Origin of the sequence: Microbacterium sp. (genome assembly GCF_047606685.1) — a bacterium.
Taxonomy (GTDB): Bacteria; Actinomycetota; Actinomycetes; order Actinomycetales; family Microbacteriaceae; genus Microbacterium.
Genome location: NZ_JASGEC010000083.1, coordinates 50,438 through 76,340, shown reverse-complemented (window position 1 = coordinate 76,340; position 25,903 = coordinate 50,438). Strand labels below are relative to the sequence as shown.

Genomic DNA, 25,903 nt, shown 5'->3' with positions numbered 1-25,903 from the left:
CAGGCGCTCGCGCCGCGGGCTACACTGGCCGCGGTGCGCCGGGAAGTCTGGTCGGCATGTCCTTGTTGACCGATCGGAGCGCTGTGGTCCCTTCCTTGCCGTTTCCCCCGGGCGGGGCGGAGACGACTCGCCTCGGCGCGCTGCTGCGCACCGAGGCTGTGGGCGGCGCGCTGCTGGTCGCGATGGCGGTCGTGGCGATCGTGTGGGCGAACTCGCCGTGGGCGGAGGGCTACTTCTGGCTGCGCGACCTCGAGGTCGGCTACGAGCCCTGGCGCCTGCGGCTGAGCCTGGGCGCGTGGGCGGCGGACGGCCTGCTCGCGGTGTTCTTCTTCCTCGTCGGGCTCGAGCTCAAGCGCGAGTTCGTCGCGGGCGACCTCCGCAACCCCCGCATCGCGATCGTCCCTGTGGCCGCTGCGGCCGGCGGCGTCGCCGTTCCCGCGCTGTGCTACCTCGGGGCGACGTGGCACGAGCCATCCCTGCTGCGCGGATGGGCCATCCCGACGGCCACCGACATCGCGTTCGCCGTCGCGGTGCTCGCGATCATCGGGTCGCACGTGCCGAGCGCGCTGCGGGTCTTCCTGCTCACGCTCGCCGTCGTCGACGACCTCATCGCGATCGGCATCATCGCGGTGTTCTACACCGAGCAGATCGAGCTCGTTCCCCTCGGCCTCGGGCTGCTCGCGGTTTGCGTGTACGGCGCGCTCGCTCAGCGGCGCCGGCAGTGCTTCCATGTCAGGCCCGCCGCCGCGTGGCTGATCCTCCTGCCCGTCGGCATCGTGGCGTGGGCGTTCGTGCACGCCTCCGGCATCCACGCGACAGTCGCCGGCGTGCTGCTCGGCTTCACCATTCCCGTCCGTCGCCGCGACGGCGGCCCTGTGGGCGAGCCCTGCCTCGCCGAAGTGTTCGAGCATCGCTTCCGGCCGCTGTCGGCGGGCGTGGCCGTGCCGCTGTTCGCGCTCTTCTCCGCGGGCGTCGCCCTCGGCGGAGGGGAGGGGATGGCGGCCGCGCTCGCCGATCCTGTCGCGATCGGCGTCGTGCTCGGCCTCGTCGTCGGAAAGCCGGTCGGCATCGTGGCCACGACGTGGGCGGTCACGAGGCTGCGGAGCATCCGCCTCGACCCCGCGCTGCGGTGGGCGGATCTGGTCGGCGTGGGCCTTCTCGGCGGCATCGGGTTCACGGTGTCGTTGCTGGTCACGGAGCTGAGCTTCGCGTCGGCCGATCCGCGCCACGGCCGCGCCAAGGTCGCGATCCTGTTCGGCTCGGTGCTGGCGGCCGTGCTGGCGGCGATCCTGCTGGCCGCGCGCAACCGGCGGTATCGGCGGATTGCAGACGTCGGCAGAGCAGACGTCGGCAGAGCAGGTGGCGGCGCGGAGGCGCGCGGCGACGGGGCGGAGGGCGTGTACGGTGGCCGGTGACCAGCAGGGAGGGACGATGGATCCGCTGCGCGAGGCCGCCGAGACGATGCGCGCGGTGCGCGACCGCTGCGTGTGGACGCAGCAGATCGACCACCGCGCGCTCGTGCCGTACCTCGTCGAGGAGAGCGCCGAGCTGATCGACGCGGTGGAGGAGGGCACGCGCGCCGAGCTGCGCGAAGAGCTCGGCGACCTGCTGTGGCAAGTGCTCTTCCACGCCGAGATCGCCTCTCGCGACGCGGACGACCCGTTCGACATCGACGATGTGGCACGCGCTTTGACGGCGAAGATGGTGCGCCGCCACCCGCACGTCTTCGCGGGCGAGACGGCGGAAACTCCGGAACAGGTGCTGGTGCTGTGGAACGCCGCGAAAGCCGCCGAGAAGCACGAGCGCACGAGTGTGCTCGACGGCGTCAGCGAGCGGATGCCATCCCTCGCCCTCGCGCAGAAGCTCCTCGCCAAGGCGGCGCAGGTCCATCCCTTTGAGCCTGTCCCGGCCCCTGAGCTTGTCCCGGCCCCTGAGCTTGTCCCGGCCCCTGAGCTTGTCTCGGCCCCTGAGCTTGTCTCGGCCCCTGAGCTTGTCGAAGGGCCGCCCCCCGAGCCCCCCGCGAGCGAGCGCGAGCTCGGCGACGCGCTCCTCGCCCTCGTCGCCGTCGCCCGGGAGCGTGGGTGGGATGCCGAGCGCGCCCTCCGCGCGCGCCTGCGCTCGCTGCAGCACGACATCCGCGTCGCCGAAGGCCCCGGCCCCGCACATCGCTGAGACTCCACCCGGTCGCCGAGAGCGCGGGCGCCCCCCACCTTCTCGGCGGCCGTATGGAGTCTCACGGCCTGGAAAGATGGAGGCGTGGCATCCGTCAATCCTCCGCGCGGCATGCGCGACTTCCTCCCCGCAGAAAAGGCCCGGCGCGAGCGCGTGCTCGCCGTGATCCGCGAGCGCTATCGCGCGCACGGCTTCGACGAGATCGAGACGCCGGTCATGGAGGAGCACGGGCGCCTGCACGCCGGCATGGGCGGCGACAACGAGAAGCTCGCCTACAACGTGCTCAAGCGCGGGCTGGATGCCGATGCGATCCGGGCCGCCGCGGACGCCTCGGCCGCCCTCGCCGACCTCGGCCTGCGCTACGACCTGACCGTGCCGCTCGCGCGGTTCTACGCCTCGCACCGCGCCGAGCTGCCCGCGGTGTTCCGCGCGATCCAGATCGCGCCGGTGTGGCGCGCCGAGCGCCCGCAGAAGGGCCGCTACCGCCAGTTCGTGCAGTGCGACATCGACATCATCGGCGACCCGTCGCCCCGCGCGGAGGCGGAGCTCGTCGTCGCGACGCTCGACACCCTCGACGCGCTCGGACTCGAGGGCGGTACGGTGCGCGTCAACGACCGGCGCGCGTTGGAGTGGATGCTGGATGCCTTCGGCTTCGCCGCCGACGAGCGACCCGGCGTGCTCATCACGATCGACAAGCTCGACAAGATCGGGCCGGACGGCGTCGCGACAGAGCTGCGCGACCGCGGCGCGACGCCGGCCGCCATCGACGCCTTCGAGGCGTTCGTGAAGCGTCCGCGGCCGGACGATGGCGCGCCGTTCGGCGAAGGCCAGATCCGAGCGGCCCTGCCGGAGGGCGCGCCAGACGAGCTCGTCGCCCACCTCGTCGGCATCGGCGCGGCGGTGGCGGCAGCGCGCCCTTCGACAGGCTCAGGGGCCGGGACAGGCTCAGGGACCGGGACAGGGTCAGGGGCCGGGACAGGCTCAGCCATCCCGCTCGCCTTCGACCCGTTCCTCGTGCGCGGCATGGGCTACTACACCGGAACGATCTTCGAGCTCGCCCACCCGAGCGTCGACTACTCCCTCGGCGGCGGCGGGCGCTACGACGGCATGATCGGCCGCTTCCTCGGGCAGGACGTGCCGGCGGTCGGCTTCTCGATCGGATTCGAGCGGATCGTCGACCTCGTCGAGGCCGGCCACGAGGGCGCGCAGCGCGCGATCGTGCTCGTGCACGATCGCGACGCGCCGGTCGCCGAACTCGTGGCGCTCAAAGCCGCGCTGGTGCGCGACGGGGCGCGCGTGCGCGTCGAGCAGCGCACGAAGAACCTCAAGGCGCTGCTCGAGCGCGCCGCTGCCGACGGCTACACGGAGTTCGCGACGGTCGCGGCCGGCACCGGCGCGGACGCGCTCGAGCTCAAGCCTCTGAGCTGACTCAGGCCCCGGCGCCCAGCTGCTTGGCCCACTCCGCGACGCGCGCGGCGCTCTCGTCCTCCGAGAGGTCTTCGACGCGGGTCATGATCGACCAGCGCACGCCGAACGGGTCGCGGATGCTCGAGAACCGGTCGCCCGACACGAACGTCGACGGAGCCTCGCGCACGGTCGCTCCGGCATCGGCGGCGCGCGCGGTGAGCGCGTCGACGTCGGGAACGTACAGCCCGATCGAGTAGCAGTCGTCCTCGCCCGCCGGAGGCGCGACGAGGTGGTAGTCGGCAACGGGCTCGCCCAGTTGCAGGTGGCCGTCGCCGAAGTCGAGCTCGACGTGGTGCACGACGCCGCCGGACTCGGTCACGTCGACCACGCGCGCCCCGAACACGTCGCGGTAGAACGCGACCGCCTCCCCGGCGCGCGGGACAGCGAGGAACGGCGTGATGCTCGTCACGCCGTGCGGCTTTCCGTCGGTCGTGTGGCGGCCGTCGGCGGCACGGGGGATGGCAGTGCGGGATGTCTCGTCCATGCGCCCACGGTACGGGCGGGCGGATGCCGCGGGCTTGGAGATTCGCGACCGATCGCCGCCACCGCCGCTTAGCCTGGAGTCGTGGTCGACCCCTCGCGCGGCGTGCTGTACCCGACGCGGCTTCCGACGTTCACCCGCCTGCCGCCGCCCCCGGTCGCGGCCGAGCTCGTGGAGTGGTTCTGGATCCCCGAGTGGAACCTCGCCCCCGGGCGGTCCTCGCGTCAGGAGATCGTGGGCTACCCGGCATCCCACCTGGTCGTCGAGCCCGCCGCTGTAGGTCTGGCCGGCCCGACCACCCGCCGCTCGCACCGCGATCTCACGGGGCGAGGCTGGGCCGTGGGCGCGCACTTGCGTCCCGCGGCGGTCGCCGCGCTCGTGCCCGATCCCGCCGCGACGGTCGACGCGTACGTCCCCCAAGACCAGCCCGAACTGCACACGGCCGTCGTCGCGGCGATGGCGCGCTCGCCGGCGGCTGCGCGGCACGCCGCCGTCGTGCACGCGTTCTCGGCCTGGCTCATCGAACGAATCCCCGTGGTCGACGCGCACGGGCGGCTCGCGAACGCGATGGCCGAGCTGCTCATCGCCGACGCGGCGATCCTGCGGGTGGCCGACGCCGCCGAGCGGCTGTCGGTGTCGGTGCGCACCCTGCAACGCGTCGCGCGCACGCACGTGGGCGTCTCACCCGCGGCGATGATCCGGCGTCGCCGGCTGCAAGAGGCCGCGCAACGGCTGCGCGACGACCCGGGCGCGGATCTCGCCGACGTCGCAGCCGAGCTCGGCTACGCCGACCACGCGCATCTGACGCACGACTTCCGCGCCGTGTTGGGATTCACGCCGAGCCGCTATCGCGCCGCCGTGTGAGGTTCTGACGGCGCGCTCCGCAAGCGGCTGTTCAGTTGTCGCGATCCGCGGTGCGGGGCTGCAGAACGCGGCAACCGACGCGCTTGTAAACAGTCAAGCGCTTGACTAATTGTGCTCAGTGGGTAAATTAGACAAGCAGTTGACTAAATGAGGAGGTTGACATGAACAAGCACAGAATCACCACGCGCATCGCCGTCGTCGTCGCGGGAGCTCTCGCGGCATCCATCGTGTGGGCGCTGGCTCTGCTCGCCGGCGGCATCCAAGTGCCTCTCACCGGGGCGCCGGCCGACTTGCCGCTGTGGCAGGCGGCGCTGGTCGCGCTCGCTGTCGGGCTCGCCGGCTGGGGGCTGCTGGCGCTGTTGGAGTGGCGCCTCGCCCGTCCGTGCCGGATCTGGGCAGCGGTCGCCACCCTCGTCGTCCTGCTGTCGCTGTCCGGGCCGCTGCTCACGCCCCAGATCGAAGCAGGCGACCGGATGTGGCTGTTGGCAATGCACCTGGCCTTGGGCGCGGCTTACATCCCCGCCATGGCGCGTACGGCGCGCTCCGGCGAGCGCGCGCCGTCGTCTGCGGCGTCACGGGCATGATGTCGGTATGACCTCGCCGCCCCGGTACCCGCTGGGGGCCCTGCTCGGCCGCGTCCAGGCGCGCTACGTCGCGGAATGCGAGGCGCGCCTGGCCGCGGCCGGCTATTCGGACCTGAGGATCGCGCACGGCGCGAACATCCTGCGGCACCTCAGCCCCGACCGGCCCGTGCGGATCGCCGTGATCGCGCGGCTGTCCGGCGTCAGCAAGCAGGCGATCAGCCAGCAGATCGCCCACCTCGCGGCCCGCGACTATCTCATCGTCGGCCCGGACGACAGCGACGGCCGCGCGAAGAGCGTGGTGCTCACCGCGCGCGGCGCGCGGAGCCAGCGCGCGGTTCGCCGGATCTTCGCCGACGTGGAGGCCGAATGGCGGGCGCTCCACGGCGCCGAGCGGCTGGAAGCCCTCCGCGCCGCTCTGGAGTCGATCACCGACGCGCCGGACAGCCCGTCCGGCACGAGCGCGGTTGACGGATGACGCCGACCCGGCGAGGGTGGAACGCATGACCGACCCCACCCCCGACGCCTGGCGGGCGGTCGACGCGTACTTCAGCGACATTCTCGTCGGCCACGACCCCGCTCTCGAGGCCGCCGTCGCGGCGCAGCACGACGCGGGCCTGCCCGCCATCGAAGTCGCGCCCGTGGGCGGCAAGCTCCTGCACCTGCTCGCCCGCATCTCCGGCGCGAGGCGCGTTCTCGAGATCGGCACGCTCGGCGCCTACTCCACGATCTGGATGGCGCGCGCCATCCCCGCCGACGGCCGTGTCGTCACGATCGAGGCCGAGCCGCGCAACGCGGCCGTCGCCCGCGCCAACCTCGACCGGGCGGGGGTGGGCGAGCGGGTCGAGATCCGCCTCGGCCGCGGCGAGCACGTGCTCCCGACCCTCGAGGAGCCGATCCGCGACGGCAGCGAGCCGCCCTTCGACCTCGTGTTCATCGACGCCGACAAAGAGTCGAACACCCTCTACCTGGACTGGGCGGCGCGGCTCGGGCGGCCAGGCACCGTCGTCGTGGTCGACAACGTCGGGCGTGGCGGCCTCGTGGCCGACGGCGCCACGCCGAGGTCCGACGTCGTGGGCACGCGCGCAGGGCTCGCCCTGCTCGGCGGCGATCCGCGCTTCGACGCCACCGCGCTGCAGACGCTCGACCGCAAAGGCTGGGACGGCGTCGCGATCGCCATCGTCACCGACGCCGCGGGCTGAGTCTCGCCCCGCGCGCGAAGCGGGGGTCGTCACTAGAGTGGGACCGGGCCGACCTGCCCGCGAACCACCCTCACACCCAAGGAGTCCTCTGTGGCACTAATCGAGGCAGTCAACGCGCGCGAAATCCTGGATTCGCGCGGAAACCCGACCGTCGAGGTGGAGGTGCTGCTGGATGACGGCACCGTTCAGCGCGCGGCCGTCCCCTCCGGCGCGTCCACCGGAGCATTCGAAGCGTACGAGCTGCGCGACGGCGACAAGGGGCGGTACGGCGGCAAGGGCGTCACAAAGGCCGTCGACGCGGTCGTCGACGAGCTCGGCCCGGCGATCGAGGGCGTCGAGGCGAGCGAGCAGCGCATTGTCGATGAGATCCTCATCGAGACCGACGGCACCGAGAACAAGTCGCGCGCGGGCGCGAACGCCATCCTGGGGGTGAGCCTCGCGGTCGCCAAGGCCGCAGCAGACAGCGCGGACCTTCCGCTGTTCCGCTACCTGGGCGGGCCCAACGCGCACGTGCTGCCGGTGCCGCTGTTCAACGTCATCAACGGCGGCGAGCACGCCGACAACGGCATCGACATGCAGGAGTTCTTCCTCGCCCCGATCGGGGCGTCGTCGTTCGCCGAGGCGCTGCGCTGGGGCACCGAGACCTACCACGTGCTCAAGGGCGAGCTGAAGGCCGCGGGCTTTGCCACGGGCCTCGGCGACGAGGGCGGGTTCGCCCCCGACCTGCCGAGCAACCGCGAGGGCCTCGACTTCCTCGTCAAGGCGATCGAGAAGGCTGGATTCACACCCGGCGCCGACATCGCGCTCGGCCTTGATGTGGCCGCCACCGAGTTCTTCGACGACGGCGTCTACCGCCTCGACAACCGCGACTGGACCGCTGAGGAGATCACCGACTACTACATCGACCTCGTCGACTCGTTCCCGATCGTCACGATCGAAGACGCTCTCGCCGAGGACGACTGGGATGCCTGGGGAGCGCTCACCGAGAAGCTCGGCACGCGCGTGCAGCTGGTCGGCGACGACCTGTTCGTCACCAACCCGGCGCGCCTGCGCAAGGGCATCGAGCTCGGCGTCGCCAACTCGCTGCTGGTGAAGGTCAACCAGATCGGCACGCTGTCGGAGACCCTCGACGCCGTCGACATGGCCCATCGCGCCGGCTACACCACGATGTTCTCGCACCGCTCGGGCGAGACCGAGGACACCACGATCGCCGACCTCGTCGTCGCGGTGAACTCGGGTCAGATCAAGAGCGGCGCGCCCGCCCGCAGCGAGCGCGTCGCGAAATACAATCAGCTTCTGCGCATCGAGGAGGAGCTGGGCGACGCGGCGGAGTTCGCCGGCCGGGCAGCCTTCCCGCGCTTCACGGGCTGACGCACCAGAGGGAAAGGGGGAGCCGATGGCGAGAACGGCTCCCCCTTCTCGCTCCCGCCGGGCGCGGCAGAGCGCGAGAGCGGCGGAGCGCCGCGTCGACGTGCGCGGATGGCTCGGCGGCATCCGCCTCTCGGGGTTCATGGTCATCATGCTCGGCCTCGTGGTGCTGGCGGCGTTCGTGCTGGTGCCCACGCTGGGCACGTACATCGACCAGCGGCAGCAGATCGCCGCGCTCGAGGAGTCGGTCGAGGTGACCGCCGACGAGGTCGCCGCCCTCGAGCAGGAGCGGTCGCGCTGGAACGATCCCGCTTACATCACGACGCAGGCTCGCGAGCGGCTGTACTACGTGAAGCCGGGCGAGATCGTCTACCTCGTCGACAACGACCTCGACGCGGCCGACCGTCCGCAGGAGGAGGCATCGGTGAGCGACACGCTGCAGGAGACGAAGTCCGACTGGATGACGCAGCTCGTGCGCTCGGTCGCCTCGGCCGGCACGGCGACCACCGCCCGGACCAAGCTCACCGTCGGCGTGCCCGACCCGACGCCGACCCGCACCGGCTGACAGTCCCGTCCCAGCGCGCCGGGGTAGCCTGGCCCCGATCGTGGAGTGCCAGGCTCGAACGGAGGAGTGCCCGTGCCAACGCCCCCGTACGCGCCCGTCGAGGAGATCGACCTCGCTGTCGTCGGCGCGCAGCTCGGCCGCCCGCCGCGGGGAGTGGTGGGGGTCGCGGCGCGCTGCGTGTGCGGCAACCCGACCGTCGTGGCCACGGCGCCGCGACTGCCCGACGGCACGCCGTTTCCCACGTTCTACTATCTGACGCACCCGGAGGCGACCGCCGAGATGTCGCGGCTTGAGGCAGACCAGGCGATGCCCGAGCTGGCCGCCGCGCTCGACGACCCGGAGGCTGCCGCCGCGTACCGCGCCGCCCACGCCGCGTACCTTGCCGACCGCGCACGCTACGGCGACGTCCCGGAGATCGCGGGGGTCTCGGCCGGCGGCATGCCGACACGGGTGAAGTGCCTGCACGCGCTGGCCGCGCACGCGCTGGCTGCCGGCGCCGGAGTGAACCCGATCGGCGACGCCGCGCTCGCGCGGTCGAGGTGGTCGCCCAGCCGCTGCGCGTGCGCGTCGCCGGGGGAGGCCGCATGACAGCGGTCGGGATGCGGCGCATCGCCGCCGCGGCCGCGCTCGCCGCGGTGAGCGCGGCGGTGGCGGCCGGGGGAGCGGATTCGGGAGGGGCCGTGGCGGGCCCGCAGATCGATCCCGCGCCCGCAGCGGTCTCCGCCGGCCTGGCGCACAGCAGCGACCCCGTGCGCGCGGCCGAGTACTGGATCGACGACTACGGCATCCGCGACGCGTGGAAGACGACGCGCGGAAAGGGAGTGAAGATCGCCATCATCGACACCGGCATCGGCAAGGGGCCGGCCGAGTTCGAGGGCGCGGTCGTCGGCGGCACGGATGTCTCCGGCCTCGGCTCGGCTGACGGCCGGACCCCGGTGGGCTCGGCCGACAGCGACCACGGCAGCTGGGTCGCCTCGCTCGCCGCCGCGCGCGGAGCCGGCAAGGGCAAGGGCATGATCGGCGTCGCCCCCGACGCCGAACTGCTCTCGATCTCGGTGGGGTTCGGGTCGTCGGCGACGACGCCGTTCACCGACCAGATTGCCGAGGCGATGCGCTGGGCGGTGGACAACGGGGCCGACGTCATCAACCTGTCGCTCACCACGAACCGGCCCGATTGGGACGAGAGCTGGGACGACGCGTTCCTGCACGCGTTCGACAACGACGTTGTGGTCGTCGTCGCAGCCGGCAACCGGGGCGCCGGCACGACGCGCGTCGGCGCGCCCGCGACGATTCCCGGCGTGCTGACGGTGGCCGGCGTCGATCGCCAGGGCCGGGCGAGCGTCGAAGCCTCGACCCAGGGCATCACCTTGGGAGTGGCCGCGCCCAGCGAAGAGCTGGTGGGCGTCTCCGCCGACGGCCGTGTGGTGGACTGGCGCGGCACGAGCGGCGCGGCGCCGATCGTGGCGGGCGTGGTCGCGCTGGTGCGGGCCGCGCATCCCGACCTCGACGCGGCCAACGTCATCAACCGCATCGTCGAGACGGCGCGGCTCGACTCGGGCAAGACGTCGCTGCTCTACGGCCACGGGCTCGTCGACGCGAAGCGAGCGGTCTCGGCGACGGTTGAGCGCGTCGACGAGAACCCGATGGGGAGCCTGTCGGAGTGGATCCGCGTGTTCCGCCGGGCGGCGTCCCAGCCGAGCGACGAGCCGTCCGTCGGCCCCGTCGACATCCCGTCCCTCCCGCCGGCGGAGCCGCCCACCGCGGCGGGTTCGCCCCTGCTGCCCACGCCGGACACGATCCGCTACGGAACATTGCCTCTCATCGTCGTGACGGTCCCTGCTATTCTGATCGGGCTCGGAGTCACCGCTGCTGTCCGACGCATCCGATCGGCGCGCTCCTCCGGCGCGTCGAGCAGTTGAACCGTCAAGGAGTACCCCGATCGTGACCAGCACCGCGGGCAAGGCTGTGCCCAAGATCCTCATCGTCGGCGGCGGGTACGCCGGCTTCTACACCGCGTGGAAGCTCGAGAAGCATTTGCGTCGCGGCGAGGCGGAGGTCACGATCGTCGACCCGCTGCCGTACATGACGTACCAGCCGTTCTTGCCGGAGGTCGCGGCGGGTTCGATCGAGGCGCGCCACGCGGTCGTTGCGCTGCGCCGCCACCTCAAGCGCACGAACGTCGTGACGGCGAAGGTGACCGCGATCGACCACGCGAACCGCGTCGCCACCATCACGCCCGCGCTCGGCGAGCCCTGGCAGCACGAGTACGACCAGATCGTCGTGACGGCCGGCGCGGTGTCGCGCACGTTCCCGATCCCGGGCATCGCCGACAACGCGATTGGCCTGAAGACCATCGAAGAGGCCGTCGCGATCCGCGACCGGCTGATGGCGAACTTCGACAAGGCGGCCGCGCTGCCCCCTGGCCCCGAGCGCGACCGGCTGCTCACCGTCGTCGTGGTGGGCGGCGGCTTCGCGGGCATCGAGGTGTTCGCCGAACTGCGCTCGCTTGCCTCTGCCCTCATCTCGAAGTACCCGGCGCTCTCGTTCGACGACACGCACTTCCACTTGGTCGAGGCGATGAGCCGCATCATGCCCGAGGTGTCGCTGCCCACGAGCGAGTGGGTCTTGAAGGACCTCGCCAAGCGCGGCGCGTTCGTGCACCTCGACACCCAGGTCACTGGCGCGATCGACGGCAACATCGAGTTGTCGACGGGGGAGGTCATCCCGTCCGACCTCATCATCTGGACCGCCGGCGTCATGGCGAACCCGACTGTCGTGCGCGGCAGCGACCTGCTCGTCGAAGAGCGCGGCCGCATCCGCACCCGCACCGACCTGCGGGTTGGCACCGAGGACGAGATCCTCGACGGCGCGTGGGCGGCCGGCGACATCTCCGCCGTTCCCGACCTCTCCGGCGGCGGGGTCGGCGGGTTCTGCGTGCCGAACGCGCAGCACGCGGTGCGCCAGGCGAAGCTGCTGGCCAAGAACCTCGTCGCCGTGCTGCGCGGCGAAGCGCCGCGCGAGTACGTGCACCACAACCTGGGCGCGGTCGCGGGCCTCGGCTTGTACAACGGCGTGTTCCAGTCGGGCAACATCGCCCTCAAGGGCTTCATTGCGTGGCTCGCGCACCGCGGCTACCACGGCCTGGCGATGCCGTCGTGGGAGCGCAAGTGGCGCGTGCTGTGGGGGTGGTGGAACAACCTGTGGCTCGGCCGCGACCTCGTGAACCTCGAGGCGGTTCAAGACCCGCGCTACGTGTTCGAGGAGTTCGCCGCCCGCCCGCGTCCGCCGCAGCCGGCCGCCGAGCCCGCGAAGGACGAGGCGCCCGCGAAGGCCGGCAAGGGCGCCGAGAAGGCCGGCAAGGGCACCGAGAAGGCCGCCGCGTCGGCGTAGCCCGCGGTCGTCGCGCGCCCGAGCGCAGGAGATGTGCCGGGCGCAGGATGTTCCCGTGGGTGTGTTCCTGCGCTCGGCGCATGTCCTCCCCCGGGCGCGTCTAGGGTGGGCACAGGGCCCCCGTAGCCCAACCGGCAGAGGCAGGCGGCTTAAACCCGCTCCAGTCTGGGTTCGAGTCCCAGCGGGGGCACCCAACGGTGAGCAGCACCGCGGCGATCAGCGCCCACCACCGTCGCCGGGAGGTGAACCGGCCCAGACTCTCGAACACCATCAGTCCTGTCCGACCTGATCCGCGGCGGTCGCCGCGATGAGCGCTTCGGACTCGGCCCACAGCGTCGCGGCCGCTTCGGCGTCGTGCGACTGCGGCGAGGACTCCGCGACTCGTGGCCCTACCACGTGCAGCCCGGTTCGTCCGGCCAAGCGTGCCCCGACGACGAGCTCGGCCAGATGCCGGGCGGCGCCGCGGGCCGTGCGCGCGCCGGGCAGCAGGGTCGTGATCGCCGGAGCCAGCATCCGGTGGGCGACCCGGGCGGCGGGTGGATACCCGTGCGCGAGGCCGGTGCTCGGCATCAGCCCGGGATCGTACGCGTTGACCGTGATCCCGCGGCCGGCGACTTGGCGGGCCCGCTCGTAGGCGAAGTGTTGGCTCCGTCCTCGCCTCGGGGTCGCTGTGAGTCGTCCGCACATCGCTCGGCGGCGGCGACCTCGTCGGTAGAATGTGCTCACCAACGAACGGAGACTCCTGTCATGTGGGAATGGCTGATACCAGTCCTGATCGTCGTCGCACTTCTCGTCATTGTCGGAATCTACCTCTGGGCGACCTACAACTCGCTCGTGCAGTTGAATGTGCGCGTCGACGAGGCGTGGAGCGACATCACCGTGCAGCTCAAACGGCGTGCCGATCTCATTCCGAGCCTCATCGAGACGGTGAAGGGGTACGCCGCGCACGAGAAGGCCGTGTTCGAGAACGTCACGCGAGCCCGCGCCGAAACGCTGGCAGCGTCCGGCCCCGCCGACGCGGGAGTCGCGGAAGGGCACCTGCAACAGGCGCTGAAAAGCCTGTTCGCGGTTGCTGAGGCATATCCGCAACTTCAGGCGAGCCAGAACTTCCTGCAGCTCCAGCAGTCGATCGTCGACACCGAGGACAAGATCCAGGCGTCGCGGCGCTTCTACAACGGCGGCGTGCGTGAGCTGAACACGAAGATCAAGGTGTTCCCGAACAACCTCTTCGCCCGCAATCTCGGCTTCCACGAGCGCGAGTTCTTCGAGGTGGTCGACGGCGCCGCCATCTCCGAGCCGCCTCGCGTCCAGTTCTAAGGCGCGGCCCCGCCGCGCAGATGCCGGTCGGGCGTGGCGTGGCTCGGGGGCGGCTCAGCGGACGGCGAGCACCATGCCGCTCTCGTCGAAGCGCACCGAGCCGCGCAGCGACCAGTCGTCCGCGCGGTAGGTGAACTCGCCCTCGCCGCCGTCGCGGGCCACTCCGCGCGCGGTCGCGACGATCACGCCGTCGGTGGCGGAGAACGACGCCGCGTCAGCGGCGAGCTCGACCTGGGGCGTCTGCTCGATGCGGAAGTCGAGGCTCGTCAGCGAGGCGAGGTCGGCGCCCCACGGCACCTTGAGGCCGCAGTGCGGGGGCACCGCGGTCGCCGAGCGCGCGCACTGGTGGGCGTACTCGTCGAGCTGCGCCTGGGCGAGCGCGGTCGCGTCGGGGGAGATGGATGCCTCGACCCGGACCGACACGGGACGCTCGTTCGTCACCGCGACGGTCGCCTGGCCGGAGAGAATCTCCACGGGCGACGCGCGCACCGGGTACACCGCCGGGAGCACGGTCGTCGCGCCGGCGGCGACGGCGACGCCGCCGATCTCGACGCCGTTGCCGATGGTGGCGGTGGCCTCGAGCGAGCCGAGGTAGTCGCCGGAGAGCCGCCACGCGCCCGACGAGTCGTCGAGCATGAACAGCACCACGCCCGGCTGGCCGTCGATCGTCACCGCGGCTCTGAAGCCGCCGTCGCTCGCCGGCGCCGACAGCTTCGCATCCGCGACGCGCCCGGTGGCGCCGTCAAACATGTCCAACAGCCGGTCGCGATCGGCGTCGTCGGGCAAGAAGCCGGCGAGCGTGTCGCGATCGCCTTCCTCGAGGGCGTGGACATAGCGGTGCGCGGCGTCGGCGGCGCTCTCGCCGTGCATGAGCCACCACGCGAGGCCGCCCCCGGCGGCCAGCACAGCGGCACCCACGACGATGCCGATGACCGCCCCTCGCCTCACCCTCCCACCGTAGCCACATCGTGCCGACGGGCGTCAGCTCGCGGGGCGAAGGTGGCGGGCCGTGCCGGGTCAGGAGAAGGGATGCGGCGCGCAGCGCCACATCCGCGCGGGGCGGGACGCGAGCGTGGCATTCCCCTCGGCGCATACGCGCGAAATAGACTGACCGGGTGGCCGAGAACGACAAGCCGCGCCGCTCGCTTCTGGACGCGCTGCGCAGCCCCGAGCGCACCGTGACGACGGACATCGGGTCGACCGTGCCGCGCAGCCTGCGCACGGCGACCGCGTACGCGTGGCGGTTGCTCGTCGTGGCGGCCGCGATCGCCCTCTGCGTGTGGCTGGTGATCCAGCTCAAGCTGCTCGTCATCCCGCTGCTGGTCGCCATCCTCGTCACCGCCCTGCTGTGGCCGGCGTTCTCGTTCCTGCTGCGCCACCGCGTGCCGCGCTGGCTCGCCATTGTGATCTCCGTCGTCGGCACGCTCGCGATCGTCGCGGGACTGCTGGCGTTGGCGGTGTGGCAGATCACACGCGAGTGGAGCTCGGTGCAGGAGCGCACCGGCGCGGCGGTGCGCCAGCTCCGGCAGTACCTCATCGACGGCCCGCTGCAGTTGACTGCCGCCCAGATCGACGGCTACCTGGCGCAGGCGTGGGCGCTCCTCCAGCAGCAGGCCGAGCTGCTGTGGTCGGGCGCCCTCGCGCTGGGCACGACTCTCGGCCACGTCGCGACCGGGCTGGTGCTGTCGCTGTTCATCCTGCTGTGCCTGCTCGCCGACGGCAACGGCATCTGGCGGTGGGGCGTGCGCCTGTTCCCGAAGACGGCGCGCCCTGCCGCTGACGGGGCCGGTCGCGCCGGGTGGGCGACGGTCGTCAACTACGCGCGCACACAGCTGCTCGTGGCGACGATCGACGCGGTCGGCATCGGCCTCGGGGCGTTCCTGCTCGGAGTCCCGCTGGCCATTCCCGTGGCGGTGCTGGTCTTCCTCGGCTCGTTCGTGCCGATCGTCGGAGCCGTGGTCACCGGCGCGCTGGCCGTGTTCCTGGCCCTCGTCTACAACGGGCCGTGGATCGCGCTGTGGATGCTCGTGGTCGTCCTCGGCGTGCAACAGCTGGAAGGCCACGTGCTGCAGCCGCTGCTCATGGGCTCGGCCGTCAAGGTGCACCCGCTCGCGGTCGTGCTCGTGGTCGCCGGCGGCGCGATGATCGCCGGCATCCCGGGCGCCCTGTTCGCCGTGCCGCTGGCCGCGTTCGTCAACGTCGTCGCGGTGTACTTGTCTGCTCGCGGATGGGAAACGGGCGCGCGTCCCGAGGACGCCGACCTGATCTGGAGCACCGTCCCGAGGAAGAGGAACCGATGACGATGACGGACGTGCCGGCGCTGGCGGAGTTCCAGGATGCCGCGAACTCCCTTGCGGGCCTCATCGAGCACACTCCGCTCGAGCCCTCGCAGGCGCTCTCCGACGTGCTGGGCGTGCCGGTGCACGTCAAGCTCGAGAACCTGCAGCGCACCGGCTCGTTCAAGGTCCGCGGCGCGACCTACCGGCTCTCCCGGCTGACACCGCAGGAGCGCGCGCGCGGCGTTGTGGCCGCGTCGGCCGGCAACCACGCCCAGGGCGTCGCGCTGGCGGCGCAAGAGCTCGGCATCCCCGCCACGATCTTCATGCCGCTCGGCGTGCCGGTGCCGAAGCTGCTCGCAACGCGCGGGTACGGGGCGGAGGTGGTGCTCGAGGGAGTGACCGTCGACACATCGTTGCGGCTGGCCGCGGACTTCGCCGAGCGCACCGGTGCGGTCCTCATCCACCCGTTCGACCACCGCGACGTCGTGATCGGCCAGGGAACGCTCGGGCTCGAGCTGTTCGACGACCTCCCCGAGGTCGACACCGTCGTCATGGGCATCGGCGGCGGCGGTCTCATCGCCGGCGTCGCTGCGGCGCTCAAGGCCCGCGCCGCCGAGGCGGGCCGCACCGTCCGCGTCATCGGCGTCCAGGCCGAGAACGCCGCCCCGTACCCGCCGTCGTTGCAGGCGGGGCGCCCCGTCGAGGTGGAGACCCGGCCGACGATCGCCGACGGCATCCTCGTCGGCCGACCGGGCGACATCCCGTTCGCGATCATCAAAGACCTCGTCGACGACGTGGTCACCGTGACCGACGACGACATCGCGCGCGCCATCCTGGCCTTGCTCGAGCGCGCCAAGGTCGTCGTCGAGCCCGCCGGCGCGGTCGGCGTCGCGGCGATCCTGGCGGGCAAGGTGCAGGCGGCCGGCCCGACGATCGCGGTGCTGTCCGGCGGCAACATCGACCCGCTGCTGCTGCAGCGTGTCGTCGCCCACGGCCTGGCTGCAGCCGGCCGCTACATGACGCTGCGCATCGGCCTGCCCGACCGGCCCGGCCAGCTCGCGCGGGTGTCGGAGCTGCTCGCGCGGGCCGGGGCCAACGTGATCGAGGTGCTGCACACCCGCCACGGGCAGGGCATGCAGATCAGCGAAGTGGTGCTGCAGTTGAGCGTGGAGACCCGCGGCGAGGACCACAAGGCCCTCACGCTGAAGACACTGCAGGACGCCGGGTTCTCCCCGGTGGTCGTCCCCGACTAGCGAGGCCGGCTATCGCCCGTCGTACGTCTCGACCTTGACGATTTCGACGGAGATCTCGCGGCCGTTCGGGGCCGTGTACGACGACTTCTCGCCCTCCTTGAGGCCGATGATCGCGCTGCCCAGAGGCGAGGCCTCGCTGTACACGTCGAGCTCGGAGTTGGCCGCGATCTCGCGGTTGCCGAGCAGGAACACCTCCTCGCCTCCGGCGACGATCGCCGTGACGACCGTGCCCGGCTCCACGGTGCCGGTGCTCTCCGGCGCTTCGCCGACGGTGGCGTCCTTCAGCAGCGCCTGCAGCGTGCGGATGCGCGCCTCCTGCTTGCCCTGTTCGTCCTTCGCGGCGTGGTAGCCGCCGTTCTCCTTGAGGTCGCCTTCCTCTCGGGCGGCCTCGATGCGCTTCGCGATCTCCTCGCGGCCGACGGTCGACAGGCGCTCGAGCTCGGCGGCGAGGCGGTCGTACGCGTCCTGGGTGAGGAAAGTCACTGGGCTGTCGGTCACGTCTGCCTCCTTCGGGGGACTGCGGCGGGTGCGATCCCGCCGGGATGAACGAGACGCCCCGGCGTCCGCCAGGGCGTCAAGTGTGGAGTCCGACCCAGGCTACGTGACCCAGCAGGAGTTCACCAAACCCGTCGTGGCCGCCGCGAGGGTGGGCACGCGCTCGGAGTACGCGCGCACGGGGGAGTCGGAGGCTGGGTACTCCACGACCTTGAACCCCACGACTCCGTAGTCCTCGTCCAGCGCCTCGATGGCGCACGCGACCCGCGAGCGCAGCGGGGCGGTGAGCTGGAAGTCGACGGTCACGGCGCGCTCTTCGAGGTGGAACGACGTGCCATCGGCGCGCACACCGTTGTCCGGGTTGGCGACCGTGTGCCAGCCGAACCATCCCACCACGGCCGCCGCGGCCGCGACGGCCGCGATCCAGACCGCGCGCCGGCGCCGCGGGTCGGCGCGGCGACCGTATCGGTCATCGAGATCGGCTGGCGTCGTCATGTGCTCTCGGGCGCGGTGGTCGGCTTAGGCTGGATTCCAGGCTAGGCGCTGCGGCGCAGAAACGGGGAACCACGATGCGCGTTCTGACCATCGCCGTCCTCGCCGCAACCCCGACGCCAACGGCGCCTCCGGTCGACCCCGATCTGGTGACACCGGGCCCGTGGGGCTTCGCCGCGGTGGTGTTCATGGCCGTGGCGGTGATCCTGCTGGTGTGGGACATGCTCCGCCGCATCCGCCGCGCCCGGTACCGGGCGGAGATCGGCGCGCAACTCGACGCTGAGCTGGCCGAGCAGTCCGGCGACGCGGGGCCGGATGCCTCCTCCGGGCCGTCGCGTCCGGGAGGCGCGCCCCCCGCTGGCTAGGCGGGCATTCCGAGCGACGGGCGCAGCGGCTCGATCGCGATGAGCAGGCACGCCGTCCAGTGGCACAGGAAAGCCAGCACCGTGCACACGTGGAAGATCTCGTGGAAGCCGAACGATCCCGGCCACGGGTTGGGCCGCTTGAGCGCGTAGATGACGGCGCCGACGGTGTAGAGCACGCCGCCGACGAGGACGAGCAGCATCATCGCGGAGTTCGCCAGGAACAGGTCGACGATGTACATCACCGCCGCCCAGCCCAGCGCGAGGTAGAGGGCGACGTACAGCCAGCGCGGCGCCTGCGTCCAGAACACCCGGAACAGAATGCCCAGCAGCGTGCCCGACCACACGACCACCAGGAGCACGGTGCCCTTCTCGGGCGCAAGCCCGAGCACGGCCAGCGGCGTGTAGGTGCCCGCGATGAGCAGCAGGATGTTGGCGTGGTCGATGCGGCGGAGCACGGCCTTGGCGCGCGGTTGCCAGTCGAAGCGGTGATACAGCGCCGAGTTGCCGAACAGCAGCAGCGACGAGGCCACGAACACCGCGCACGCCCATTTGGCGGGCGTGCCGTCGGCGAGCGCGATCAGCACGGCGCCGGCGGCGATCGCCACGGGGAACGTTCCGGCGTGGATCCAGCCGCGCCACGTCGGCTTGATTTCGGCGTGCGCGTCGGCGTCCGCCGACTCCAGAAGAGGGAGTTGCGGGACATCGGGCGTCCGAGCGTCCCGCCGTCGGGACGTGAGCCGTCGGGTCATGGCTAGACAGAGTAGTGCCAACAGCATGCCGATGGTGGCACACAGCCGGCTGCCGGTAGCGTGGGGGCGTGATCACGGGGCGTGCGAACGAGGGGCGAGGGCCGCTCTACCGCATCTACATCAACCGCCTTCGGCGGCGCCTCGCGGCTCAGTCTGTTCCCCAGCACGTCGCGATGATGATCGACGGCAACCGTCGCTGGGCGCGTCAGCTCGGCTACGCGAGCGCCGCCCACGGGCATCGCGCGGGGGCCGCCAAGATGCGCGAGTTCCTGGGGTGGTGCGACGATGTCGGCGTCGCCGTGGTCTCGCTGTACCTGCTGTCAGCCGACAACCTCCGAAAGCGCGACGGCAAAGAGATTGCCGACCTCATCGAGATCATCGCCGAGCTCGCCGACGGCCTCTCGCGGGAACGGGACTGGCGCGTCAAGACGGTCGGTCGCGCGGACCTGCTGCCTCCGGATCTTGCGCGCGTGCTCGCCGACGCCGAGGAGCGCACGCGCGAGAACACCGGGATGCACGTGAACCTCGCGGTCGGCTACGGCGGCCGCAACGAGATCGTCGACGCCGTGCGCAGCGTCATCGCGGCGCACGACCGCGGCGGCGGGTCGCTGGAAGAGCTGGCGGCCAGCCTCACCCCCGAGCAGATCGGCGAGCACCTCTACACCGGCGGCCAGCCCGACCCCGACCTCGTGATCCGCACTTCGGGCGAGCAGCGGCTCTCAGACTTCCTGCTGTGGCAATCGGCGCACAGCGAGTTCTACTTCCTCGAGGCGCTCGGCCCCGATCTGCGCGAGGTCGACTTCCTGCGCGCCATTCGCGACTACGCGTCGCGGGATCGGAGGTTCGGGGGGTGAGCGCGGATCGCATCGCCGAGTACCAGGAGTCTTTCGACGGCGCGCCCGGCTACCTCGACGGGGCCGCGTTCGCCCACGCGCGCACAGGTGAACATTTCACACGCTGGTAACCCGCAAGCGCGTGTCGGAACACGCGCCGCCGGGCGCCGCCCGTAGCGTCGAGTCATCGGGCAAGGCGCCCGGTCGAGTCGGCCTCCAGGATCGCGACTCGTGACCCACGGTCGACTCGTTCACGCCGGGTGACACCCGGGTCGGGAGTCGGCAGTGACGACACGAGCACCAGAGCAGCCGGGCCGGGTGGCCCGCCTCCACGCGGACGACAGCAACGACGAGGATCTTCGCACCTATGTGCTGGACACCTCCGTGCTGCTGAGCGATCCTCGTGCGTTGTTCCGCTTCGCAGAGCACTCGGTGGTGATCCCCGTCGTGGTCGTCTCCGAACTCGAGGGGAAGCGGCACGACCCGGAGATCGGCTATTTCGCCCGCCAGGCGCTGCGCCATCTGGACGAACTGCGTGTCGAGCACGGCCGCCTCGACTTCCCGGTGCCGGTCGGCGAGGGGGGAACCCTGCGCGTCGAGCTCGCCCACACCGACGCGTCGGTGCTGCCCTCGGGCATTCGGCTCGGCGACAACGACAGCCGCATCCTCGCGGTGGCGATGCACCTCGCCCAAGACGGCAACCAGGTCACTGTCGTGTCCAAAGACCTCCCGATGCGCGTCAAGGCCGCCTCGCTCGGCATCAGCGCGGAAGAGTACCTCGCCGAGCAGGCCGTCGACTCTGGCTGGACCGGCATCGCCGACATCGACGTCTCCGGCGACGAGGTCGCCGACCTGTACGAGAGCGAGGTCGGATCCAGCGACAGTGTTCGCGGCCTCCCCGTGAACACGGGCCTGGTGATCCACTCCGAGCGCGGTTCGGCGCTCGGGCGGGCAACCGGCGACGGCGGGTACCGCCTCGTGCGCGGCGATCGCGAGGTGTTCGGACTGCACGGCCGCTCGGCCGAGCAACGCATCGCGGTCGACCTGCTGCTGGACCCCGACGTGGGCATCGTGTCGCTCGGTGGCCGCGCCGGCACCGGAAAGTCGGCGCTCGCGCTGTGCGCGGGGCTGGAGGCGGTGCTGGAACGCCAGCAGCAGCGCAAGATCCTCGTCTTCCGTCCGCTGTTCGCGGTCGGGGGGCAAGAGCTCGGCTACCTACCCGGCGACCAGCAGGAGAAGATGAGCCCGTGGGGCCAGGCGGTGTTCGACACGCTCGGCTCCGTGGTGTCGGGGAACGTGCTGGAGGAGGTCGTGGAGCGGGGCCTGCTGGAGGTGCTGCCGCTGACGCACATTCGCGGGCGGAGCCTGCACGACGCGTTCGTGATCGTCGACGAGGCGCAATCGCTCGAGCGCAACGTGCTGCTGACCGTGCTCAGCCGCATCGGCCAGAACTCGCGCGTCGTGCTCACCCACGACGTCGGGCAGCGCGACAACCTGCGGGTCGGGCGCCACGACGGCATCGCGTCGGTGATCGAGACGCTCAAGGGCCATGACATCTTCGCCCACGTCACGCTGCAGCGCTCGGAGCGCTCCGCGATCGCCGCGCTCGTGACCGACCTGTTGGAGGCAGGCGAACTCGCCTGAGGGGCCCCGCCGCTGGATGAGAGGAATCTCATGCGCAGATGGACCTTCATCTCACGTTGGTCGTCGAAGATGGATGGTGCAGGGGGAGCACTCGAGGGGGACGAACGTGGACGCACGTCGCACGCTGACGATCGGCGGATCAGCCGCCGGCGCGGTCGGGCTTGCCGTCGCGGGCTCCATCCTGGTCTCCCATGCCGTTGCGCTCACCGACGCCGTCGGCGTTCCGGTGTCTGTCTCGCCGGTTGTCGTCTCTGCCCCCGCGACGGACACCGTGCGCGACGCCCAGCCGCGCACGTCGGGCGAGCGCACGACGCGCGCGACGTTTGTGCGCGCCCCCGAGCCGCGCAACGTGGCCGCCGACGATCAACCGGCCGCACAGCAGGCGGAGTCCGCGCAGGACGCGGCGCAGGGCACTGCTGACGCGAAGGAGGAGAAGGCGACCACCCCCACCCGGGCGAGCGTGCGCCGTGTGGTCCAGCAGTACCGTGCCGACGGCGACTGGTCGAAGGTCGAGAAGTGGATCGCCGCTCAGAGTGGGGATCGCCGCGCCGTCGCGAAATGGCGGGCGTTCTTCGCCAAGCTGACCGATCGCCGCGACGGCGGCGCGCAGCTGCACGAGACGGGCACGCGGGCACAGGCGGCCCGTCACGCGGAAGAGAAGTCCGGCCATTCCGTGGCCGGGTCGAAGATGGGTCAATCGCGCGTTTCCCCAGACTGGCGCGATTGACGGAGGTCGGCGGGTTTCCCCCAAGCCCGCGGCCTCTCAGCCCCCGGTGTTCCCCCAACGCCGGGGGCTTCTTCGTGTCACTCCCAGCGGTAGCCGGCGCCGCGGACGGTGGTGATGCGGTCGGCGCCGAGCTTGCCGCGCAGGTAGCGCACGTACACGTCGACGACGTTGGATCCGGGGTCGAAATCGAGGCCCCACACGCGGCTGAGCAGCTGTTCGCGGCTGAGCACCTGGCCGGGATTGCGCAGGAACTGCTCGGCGAGCGCGAACTCGCGGGCGGACAGGTCGAGCTCGCGTCCGCCGACCGTGGCGCGCCGGGTGAGCGGATCGAGCACGACGTCTTGGTGCACGATCGAGAGGCCGCCGGTGGCAACGTTCTCGCGCAGGCGCGAGCGAATCCGCGCGAGCAACTCGTCGAACTTGAAGGGCTTGGGAACGTAGTCGTTCGCGCCCGCGTCGAGCCCCGTGACCGTGTCCAGGGTGCTGCTGCGCGCCGTGAGCATGATGACCGGAACGGACGAACCCTGACCTCGGAGGTGGGTGAGCACTTCGAACCCGTCCATCGACGGAAGCCCGACGTCCAGCAGCACGAGGTCGATGTCGTCCTGCAGCGCTCGCTCGAGAGCCTCCGCGCCGTCGTCCACGACGACGGTGGAGTATCCGGCGGCCTCCAGGCCGCGGCTGACGAACGATGAGATCCGGGTCTCGTCCTCCGCGATGAGAATCCTGGTCATCCGGTCGCCTCCCGTTGCAGTACGACATCTCCCGCCCGCACCGGAGCGGGCAGACCCGCGTCCGACACGAGGCTGAGCGGCAGGCGGATCGTGAAGGTGGCGCCGCCGCCGGGGGTATCGGTGACGACGCAGTGGCCGTTGTGCGCCTTCGCGATCGTGTCGACGATGGCAAGCCCCAGGCCGGATCCGCCGACCGAGCGCTTGCCTTGCGCGCGATCGAAGCGGCGGAAGATGCGGTGGCGCACGGCGGCCGGGATGCCTGGCCCGTGGTCGCGCACCCACAGGGTGGCGCCGGTGGCGTCCATGGTGCTGCCGATCTCGATCGGCGTGCCCTCCGGCGTGTACTTCGCCGCGTTGTCGGCGAGCTGCAGCCATGCCTGCAGAAGCCGCTCGGCGTCTCCTTCCACGAGGCCGCGCCCGCGCGACTCGATGCGCCACGTGTGGCCCGGGATGACCGTCACAAGCTCTCCGACCCGCGCGGTGAGCGAGAGCACGTCCACCATGCCCATCGAGAACTGGTCGCCCTCGACGGCGGCGAGCAGGTCGATGTCCTCCACGAGGCGGGTCATGCGGTCGAGCTCGGCGATGCCGATTTCGCGGGTGGCCTCGACATCCGTGTGGTCTGCGGCATCCATCATCTCCAGATGCCCGCGCACGATCGTGATCGGCGTCTTCAGCTCGTGGCGCACGTCGTCCAGCAGCTGCCGCTGCACGTCGACCGAGCCTTCCAGGCGATCGAGCATCGAGTTGACGGTGCGGGTGAGGTCGGAGATGTCGTCGTTTCCCTGCTCGGGGATGCGGGCGCCCAGGTCGGTGATCGTGATCGAGTCGGCCGTCTCGCGGAGATGGCGGATCGGCGAGAGCAGCCGGCCGACCACGAACCAGCCGACGACGCCGATCGCGAGCAGGGTGACCCCGGCGGTGATCGCGAACGTGATCATCGAGAGGGTGATCGGCTGCAGCTCCGCCTCGAGGTTCACCGCACGGATGTAGACGCCGCGCTCCGGATCGCCCGGCATCGTCACCGGGATCGCGATGTAGCGCAGCGTGCCGTTGTCGGTCGCAGCGGTGCCCAGCACGGCCCCGCCTTCGGCCTGGGCCTCGGCGACGGCGCGCTCGATGAGCTGGTCGTTCTGCCAGATGTCGAACCCGGACAGCGTCTCGGGCACGAGCCGGTGGCCGCTGGCGAGCACGCCGACCGACGCTTCGTTGCGGCCCGGCACGAGGCGCCTGACCGTGTCGCTCAAGTACGCCTCGACCGAGTCCAGCTGCTGCTGGTCGGGCGTCTCCGCCTGCTCGGTCTCAGCGCTGGTGGTGGGGCTCGGCGTGGCCATCACGCTGAGCGTGCCGACCTGTGTGCGAAGCCGCGTGTCCACTTCGCCGAGGATGCGCTCGCGCTGCACGAGAAAGGTCACGCTGCCGACGACGAGGAACCCGACGAATGCCACGGCGAGGATCGTCCCCAGTATCCGCACACGCGTCGAGATCGGTCTCGACCTGCGACTCATCCTCCGATTATGGACCCGTCAGCCGGGATGGGTCATGGAAAGCAGGTCGAGCTTGTGGTCCAGCTGCTCGATGGTGATCTCGCCGCGCTCCACGTACCCGAGGTCGATGACCGCCTCGCGCACCGTGATGCCCTTGGCGACAGAGTGCTTGGCGATCTTGGCGGCCGCCTCGTAGCCGATCACCTTGTTCAGCGGCGTCACGATCGACGGCGACATGCCGGCGAAGGCGGCGGCGCGCTCGAGGTTGGCCTCCAGCCCGTCGATCGTCTTGTCGGCGAGGACCCGCACGGCGTTGGACAGCAGTCGGATCGACTCGAGCAGCGCGGTGCCCATGACCGGGATCGCGACGTTGAGCTCGAACGCCCCCGACGCTCCCGCCCACGCCACCGTGGCGTCGTTTCCGATCACGCGGGCGCACACCATCAGCGTGGCCTCTGGAACGACAGGGTTGACCTTTCCCGGCATGATCGACGACCCGGGCTGCAGGTCGGGGATGTGCAGCTCGCCGAGGCCGGTGTTGGGTCCAGAGCCCATCCAGCGCAGGTCGTTGTTGATCTTGGTCAGCGACACCGCGATCGTGCGCAGCGCGCCGGATGCCTCGACGAGTCCGTCGCGGTTGGCCTGCGCCTCGAAGTGGTCCTTGGCCTCGGTGATCGGCAGCTCGGTCTCGGCGGCCAGGATCTCCAGGACCCGCTGCGGGAAGCCGGGCGGAGTGTTGATGCCGGTGCCGACCGCCGTGCCGCCCAGCGGCACCTCGCCGACGCGGGGGAGCACCGACTGCACGCGCTCGATGCCGAGCCGCACTTGGCGCGCGTAGCCGCCGAACTCCTGGCCGAGGGTGACCGGTGTCGCGTCCATGAGGTGCGTGCGCCCCGACTTCACGGCGTCCTGCCACAGCTCCGCTTTGGCCTCGAGGGCGACGGCGAGGTGGTCGAGGGCGGGAATGAGGTCGTCGATGAGGGCTTGCGTCACGGCGATGTGGACGGATGTCGGGAAGACGTCGTTGGACGACTGCGACGCGTTGACGTGGTCGTTCGGGTGCACGGGCGCGCCGAGCACGCGGGTGGCGAGCGTGGCGAGGACCTCGTTCATGTTCATGTTCGACGACGTGCCCGAGCCGGTCTGGTACGTGTCGACGGGGAACTGGTCGTCGTGCGCGCCGCTGACCACTTGGTCGGCGGCGGCGGCGATCGCGTCCGCGATGCTCGCGTCCAGAGTGCCGAGCTCTTTGTTGGCGAGGGCTGCGGCCTTCTTGATGCGCGCGAGCGCGGCGATCTGTTCCGATTCGAGCCCCGACCCGGAGATCGGGAAGTTCTCGACGGCGCGTTGCGTCTGGGCGCCGTAGAGCGCGGATGCGGGCACCCGCACCTCGCCCATCGTGTCGTGCTCGATGCGGTACTCGTTGTCGGCCACGGCT

The 25,903-nt window shown here is 71.3% G+C and carries 28 protein-coding genes and 1 tRNA gene; 20 read left to right on the top strand and 9 right to left on the bottom strand.

All coding sequences use genetic code 11. The annotated features are described in order from the left end of the window. The first annotated feature begins 95 nt into the window (after nt 1-95). The 3 genes from nhaA (at nt 96) to QM611_RS10255 (ending at nt 3,600) form a co-directional block, all read left to right on the top strand. On the top strand, nt 96-1,415 hold the full coding sequence (nhaA, locus tag QM611_RS10265; protein WP_415079813.1) for a Na+/H+ antiporter NhaA: 1,320 nt from the start codon (nt 96-98) through the stop codon (nt 1,413-1,415). A 16-nt stretch (nt 1,416-1,431) separates the two neighbouring features. Next, nucleotides 1,432-2,172, top strand: coding sequence for a MazG nucleotide pyrophosphohydrolase domain-containing protein (locus tag QM611_RS10260; protein WP_415079857.1), 741 nt, complete (start codon nt 1,432-1,434; stop codon nt 2,170-2,172). Nucleotides 2,173-2,283: 111 nt separating this feature from the next. Further along, nucleotides 2,284-3,600 (top strand): histidine--tRNA ligase, encoded by a 1,317-nt coding sequence (locus QM611_RS10255; protein ID WP_415079856.1) that lies wholly within the window; start codon nt 2,284-2,286, stop codon nt 3,598-3,600. Between the two features lies 1 nt (nt 3,601). On the opposite strand, the gene QM611_RS10250 is transcribed toward QM611_RS10255, so the two are convergent. After that, nucleotides 3,602-4,123, bottom strand: coding sequence for a VOC family protein (locus tag QM611_RS10250; protein WP_415079812.1), 522 nt, complete (start codon nt 4,121-4,123; stop codon nt 3,602-3,604). An 81-nt stretch (nt 4,124-4,204) separates the two neighbouring features. On the opposite strand from QM611_RS10250, the gene QM611_RS10245 reads away from it, so the two are divergent. The 10 genes from QM611_RS10245 to QM611_RS10200 all read left to right on the top strand — a co-directional run bounded on the left by QM611_RS10245 (nt 4,205) and on the right by QM611_RS10200 (nt 12,280). Next, on the top strand, nt 4,205-4,984 hold the full coding sequence (locus tag QM611_RS10245) for a helix-turn-helix domain-containing protein (protein ID WP_415079811.1): 780 nt from the start codon (nt 4,205-4,207) through the stop codon (nt 4,982-4,984). 161 nt (nt 4,985-5,145) lie between these two features. Next, nucleotides 5,146-5,568 carry a DUF6069 family protein gene (locus QM611_RS10240; RefSeq protein WP_415079810.1) on the top strand — a complete coding sequence of 141 codons (423 nt, stop codon included), beginning with the start codon at nt 5,146-5,148 and terminating at the stop codon, nt 5,566-5,568. A 7-nt stretch (nt 5,569-5,575) separates the two neighbouring features. Continuing rightward, on the top strand, nt 5,576-6,043 hold the full coding sequence (locus tag QM611_RS10235) for a MarR family winged helix-turn-helix transcriptional regulator (protein WP_415079809.1): 468 nt from the start codon (nt 5,576-5,578) through the stop codon (nt 6,041-6,043). Between the two features lie 25 nt (nt 6,044-6,068). Beyond that, on the top strand, nt 6,069-6,767 hold the full coding sequence (locus QM611_RS10230; RefSeq protein WP_415079808.1) for an O-methyltransferase: 699 nt from the start codon (nt 6,069-6,071) through the stop codon (nt 6,765-6,767). Between the two features lie 90 nt (nt 6,768-6,857). Then, nucleotides 6,858-8,138 carry a phosphopyruvate hydratase gene (gene eno / locus QM611_RS10225; RefSeq protein ID WP_415079807.1) on the top strand — a complete coding sequence of 427 codons (1,281 nt, stop codon included), beginning with the start codon at nt 6,858-6,860 and terminating at the stop codon, nt 8,136-8,138. 25 nt (nt 8,139-8,163) lie between these two features. Further along, a complete protein-coding gene (locus tag QM611_RS10220) occupies nt 8,164-8,700 on the top strand; it encodes an FtsB family cell division protein (RefSeq protein WP_415079806.1) in 537 nt (178 codons plus the stop codon). Between the two features lie 72 nt (nt 8,701-8,772). Further along, on the top strand, nt 8,773-9,288 hold the full coding sequence (locus QM611_RS10215; RefSeq protein WP_415079805.1) for a DUF501 domain-containing protein: 516 nt from the start codon (nt 8,773-8,775) through the stop codon (nt 9,286-9,288). Next, nucleotides 9,285-10,619 carry a S8 family peptidase gene (locus QM611_RS10210; RefSeq protein WP_415079804.1) on the top strand — a complete coding sequence of 445 codons (1,335 nt, stop codon included), beginning with the start codon at nt 9,285-9,287 and terminating at the stop codon, nt 10,617-10,619. The genes QM611_RS10215 and QM611_RS10210 overlap by 4 nt, the downstream gene beginning before the upstream one ends. 46 nt (nt 10,620-10,665) lie before the next feature. Then, the gene (locus QM611_RS10205; RefSeq protein ID WP_415079855.1) at nt 10,666-12,090 is read left to right on the top strand and encodes an NAD(P)/FAD-dependent oxidoreductase; all 1,425 of its coding nucleotides are present in this window, start codon (nt 10,666-10,668) and stop codon (nt 12,088-12,090) included. A 116-nt stretch (nt 12,091-12,206) separates the two neighbouring features. Continuing rightward, nucleotides 12,207-12,280, top strand: a tRNA-Leu gene (locus QM611_RS10200). A gap of 80 nt (nt 12,281-12,360) precedes the next feature. Here the strand turns inward: QM611_RS10200 and QM611_RS10195 are convergent. Continuing rightward, nucleotides 12,361-12,660: a hypothetical protein gene (locus tag QM611_RS10195; RefSeq protein ID WP_415079803.1), complete on the bottom strand. Its 300-nt coding sequence runs from the start codon at nt 12,658-12,660 to the stop codon at nt 12,361-12,363. A gap of 177 nt (nt 12,661-12,837) precedes the next feature. Between QM611_RS10195 and QM611_RS10190 the strand changes: the two genes are divergently transcribed. Continuing rightward, a complete protein-coding gene (locus QM611_RS10190; protein WP_415079802.1) occupies nt 12,838-13,407 on the top strand; it encodes a LemA family protein in 570 nt (189 codons plus the stop codon). A 54-nt stretch (nt 13,408-13,461) separates the two neighbouring features. Here QM611_RS10190 and QM611_RS10185 read toward each other — a convergent pair whose 3' ends face one another. Then, nucleotides 13,462-14,355, bottom strand: coding sequence for a hypothetical protein (locus QM611_RS10185; protein WP_415079801.1), 894 nt, complete (start codon nt 14,353-14,355; stop codon nt 13,462-13,464). 167 nt (nt 14,356-14,522) lie between these two features. Between QM611_RS10185 and QM611_RS10180 the strand changes: the two genes are divergently transcribed. Together QM611_RS10180 and ilvA are read left to right on the top strand one after the other, a co-directional pair. Beyond that, on the top strand, nt 14,523-15,707 hold the full coding sequence (locus tag QM611_RS10180; protein WP_415079800.1) for an AI-2E family transporter: 1,185 nt from the start codon (nt 14,523-14,525) through the stop codon (nt 15,705-15,707). A 2-nt stretch (nt 15,708-15,709) separates the two neighbouring features. Further along, nucleotides 15,710-16,939: a threonine ammonia-lyase gene (gene ilvA, locus QM611_RS10175; RefSeq protein WP_415079854.1), complete on the top strand. Its 1,230-nt coding sequence runs from the start codon at nt 15,710-15,712 to the stop codon at nt 16,937-16,939. Between the two features lie 9 nt (nt 16,940-16,948). Here the strand turns inward: ilvA and greA are convergent, their stop codons facing one another. Further along, the gene (greA, locus tag QM611_RS10170; RefSeq protein ID WP_415079799.1) at nt 16,949-17,437 is read right to left on the bottom strand and encodes a transcription elongation factor GreA; all 489 of its coding nucleotides are present in this window, start codon (nt 17,435-17,437) and stop codon (nt 16,949-16,951) included. Nucleotides 17,438-17,536: 99 nt separating this feature from the next. Continuing rightward, the gene (locus QM611_RS10165) at nt 17,537-17,929 is read right to left on the bottom strand and encodes a DUF4307 domain-containing protein (protein WP_415079798.1); all 393 of its coding nucleotides are present in this window, start codon (nt 17,927-17,929) and stop codon (nt 17,537-17,539) included. A gap of 74 nt (nt 17,930-18,003) precedes the next feature. Between QM611_RS10165 and QM611_RS10160 the strand changes: the two genes are divergently transcribed. Continuing rightward, nucleotides 18,004-18,291 carry a hypothetical protein gene (locus tag QM611_RS10160; RefSeq protein ID WP_415079797.1) on the top strand — a complete coding sequence of 96 codons (288 nt, stop codon included), beginning with the start codon at nt 18,004-18,006 and terminating at the stop codon, nt 18,289-18,291. On the opposite strand, the gene trhA is transcribed toward QM611_RS10160, so the two are convergent. Continuing rightward, nucleotides 18,288-19,040, bottom strand: coding sequence for a PAQR family membrane homeostasis protein TrhA (gene trhA, locus QM611_RS10155; protein ID WP_415079796.1), 753 nt, complete (start codon nt 19,038-19,040; stop codon nt 18,288-18,290). The two genes, QM611_RS10160 and trhA, sit on opposite strands and share 4 nt — an antisense overlap. Nucleotides 19,041-19,108: 68 nt before the next feature. Between trhA and QM611_RS10150 the strand changes: the two genes are divergently transcribed. From QM611_RS10150 to QM611_RS10140, 3 genes are all read left to right on the top strand, one after another. Then, complete coding sequence (locus tag QM611_RS10150; protein WP_415079795.1) at nt 19,109-19,894, top strand: isoprenyl transferase; 786 nt, start codon at nt 19,109-19,111, stop codon at nt 19,892-19,894. Nucleotides 19,895-20,191: 297 nt separating this feature from the next. After that, nucleotides 20,192-21,517, top strand: coding sequence for a PhoH family protein (locus QM611_RS10145; protein ID WP_415079853.1), 1,326 nt, complete (start codon nt 20,192-20,194; stop codon nt 21,515-21,517). A 106-nt stretch (nt 21,518-21,623) separates the two neighbouring features. Next, the gene (locus QM611_RS10140) at nt 21,624-22,244 is read left to right on the top strand and encodes a hypothetical protein (protein WP_415079794.1); all 621 of its coding nucleotides are present in this window, start codon (nt 21,624-21,626) and stop codon (nt 22,242-22,244) included. A gap of 77 nt (nt 22,245-22,321) precedes the next feature. Here QM611_RS10140 and QM611_RS10135 read toward each other — a convergent pair whose 3' ends face one another. The 3 genes from QM611_RS10135 to QM611_RS10125 all read right to left on the bottom strand — a co-directional run bounded on the left by QM611_RS10135 (nt 22,322) and on the right by QM611_RS10125 (nt 25,899). Continuing rightward, nucleotides 22,322-22,978 (bottom strand): response regulator transcription factor, encoded by a 657-nt coding sequence (locus QM611_RS10135; RefSeq protein ID WP_415079793.1) that lies wholly within the window; start codon nt 22,976-22,978, stop codon nt 22,322-22,324. Next, nucleotides 22,975-24,426, bottom strand: coding sequence for a sensor histidine kinase (locus QM611_RS10130; protein ID WP_415079792.1), 1,452 nt, complete (start codon nt 24,424-24,426; stop codon nt 22,975-22,977). The genes QM611_RS10135 and QM611_RS10130 overlap by 4 nt, the downstream gene beginning before the upstream one ends. Nucleotides 24,427-24,504: 78 nt before the next feature. Beyond that, nucleotides 24,505-25,899: a class II fumarate hydratase gene (locus QM611_RS10125; RefSeq protein ID WP_415079791.1), complete on the bottom strand. Its 1,395-nt coding sequence runs from the start codon at nt 25,897-25,899 to the stop codon at nt 24,505-24,507. Between the last annotated feature and the right edge of the window lie 4 nt (nt 25,900-25,903).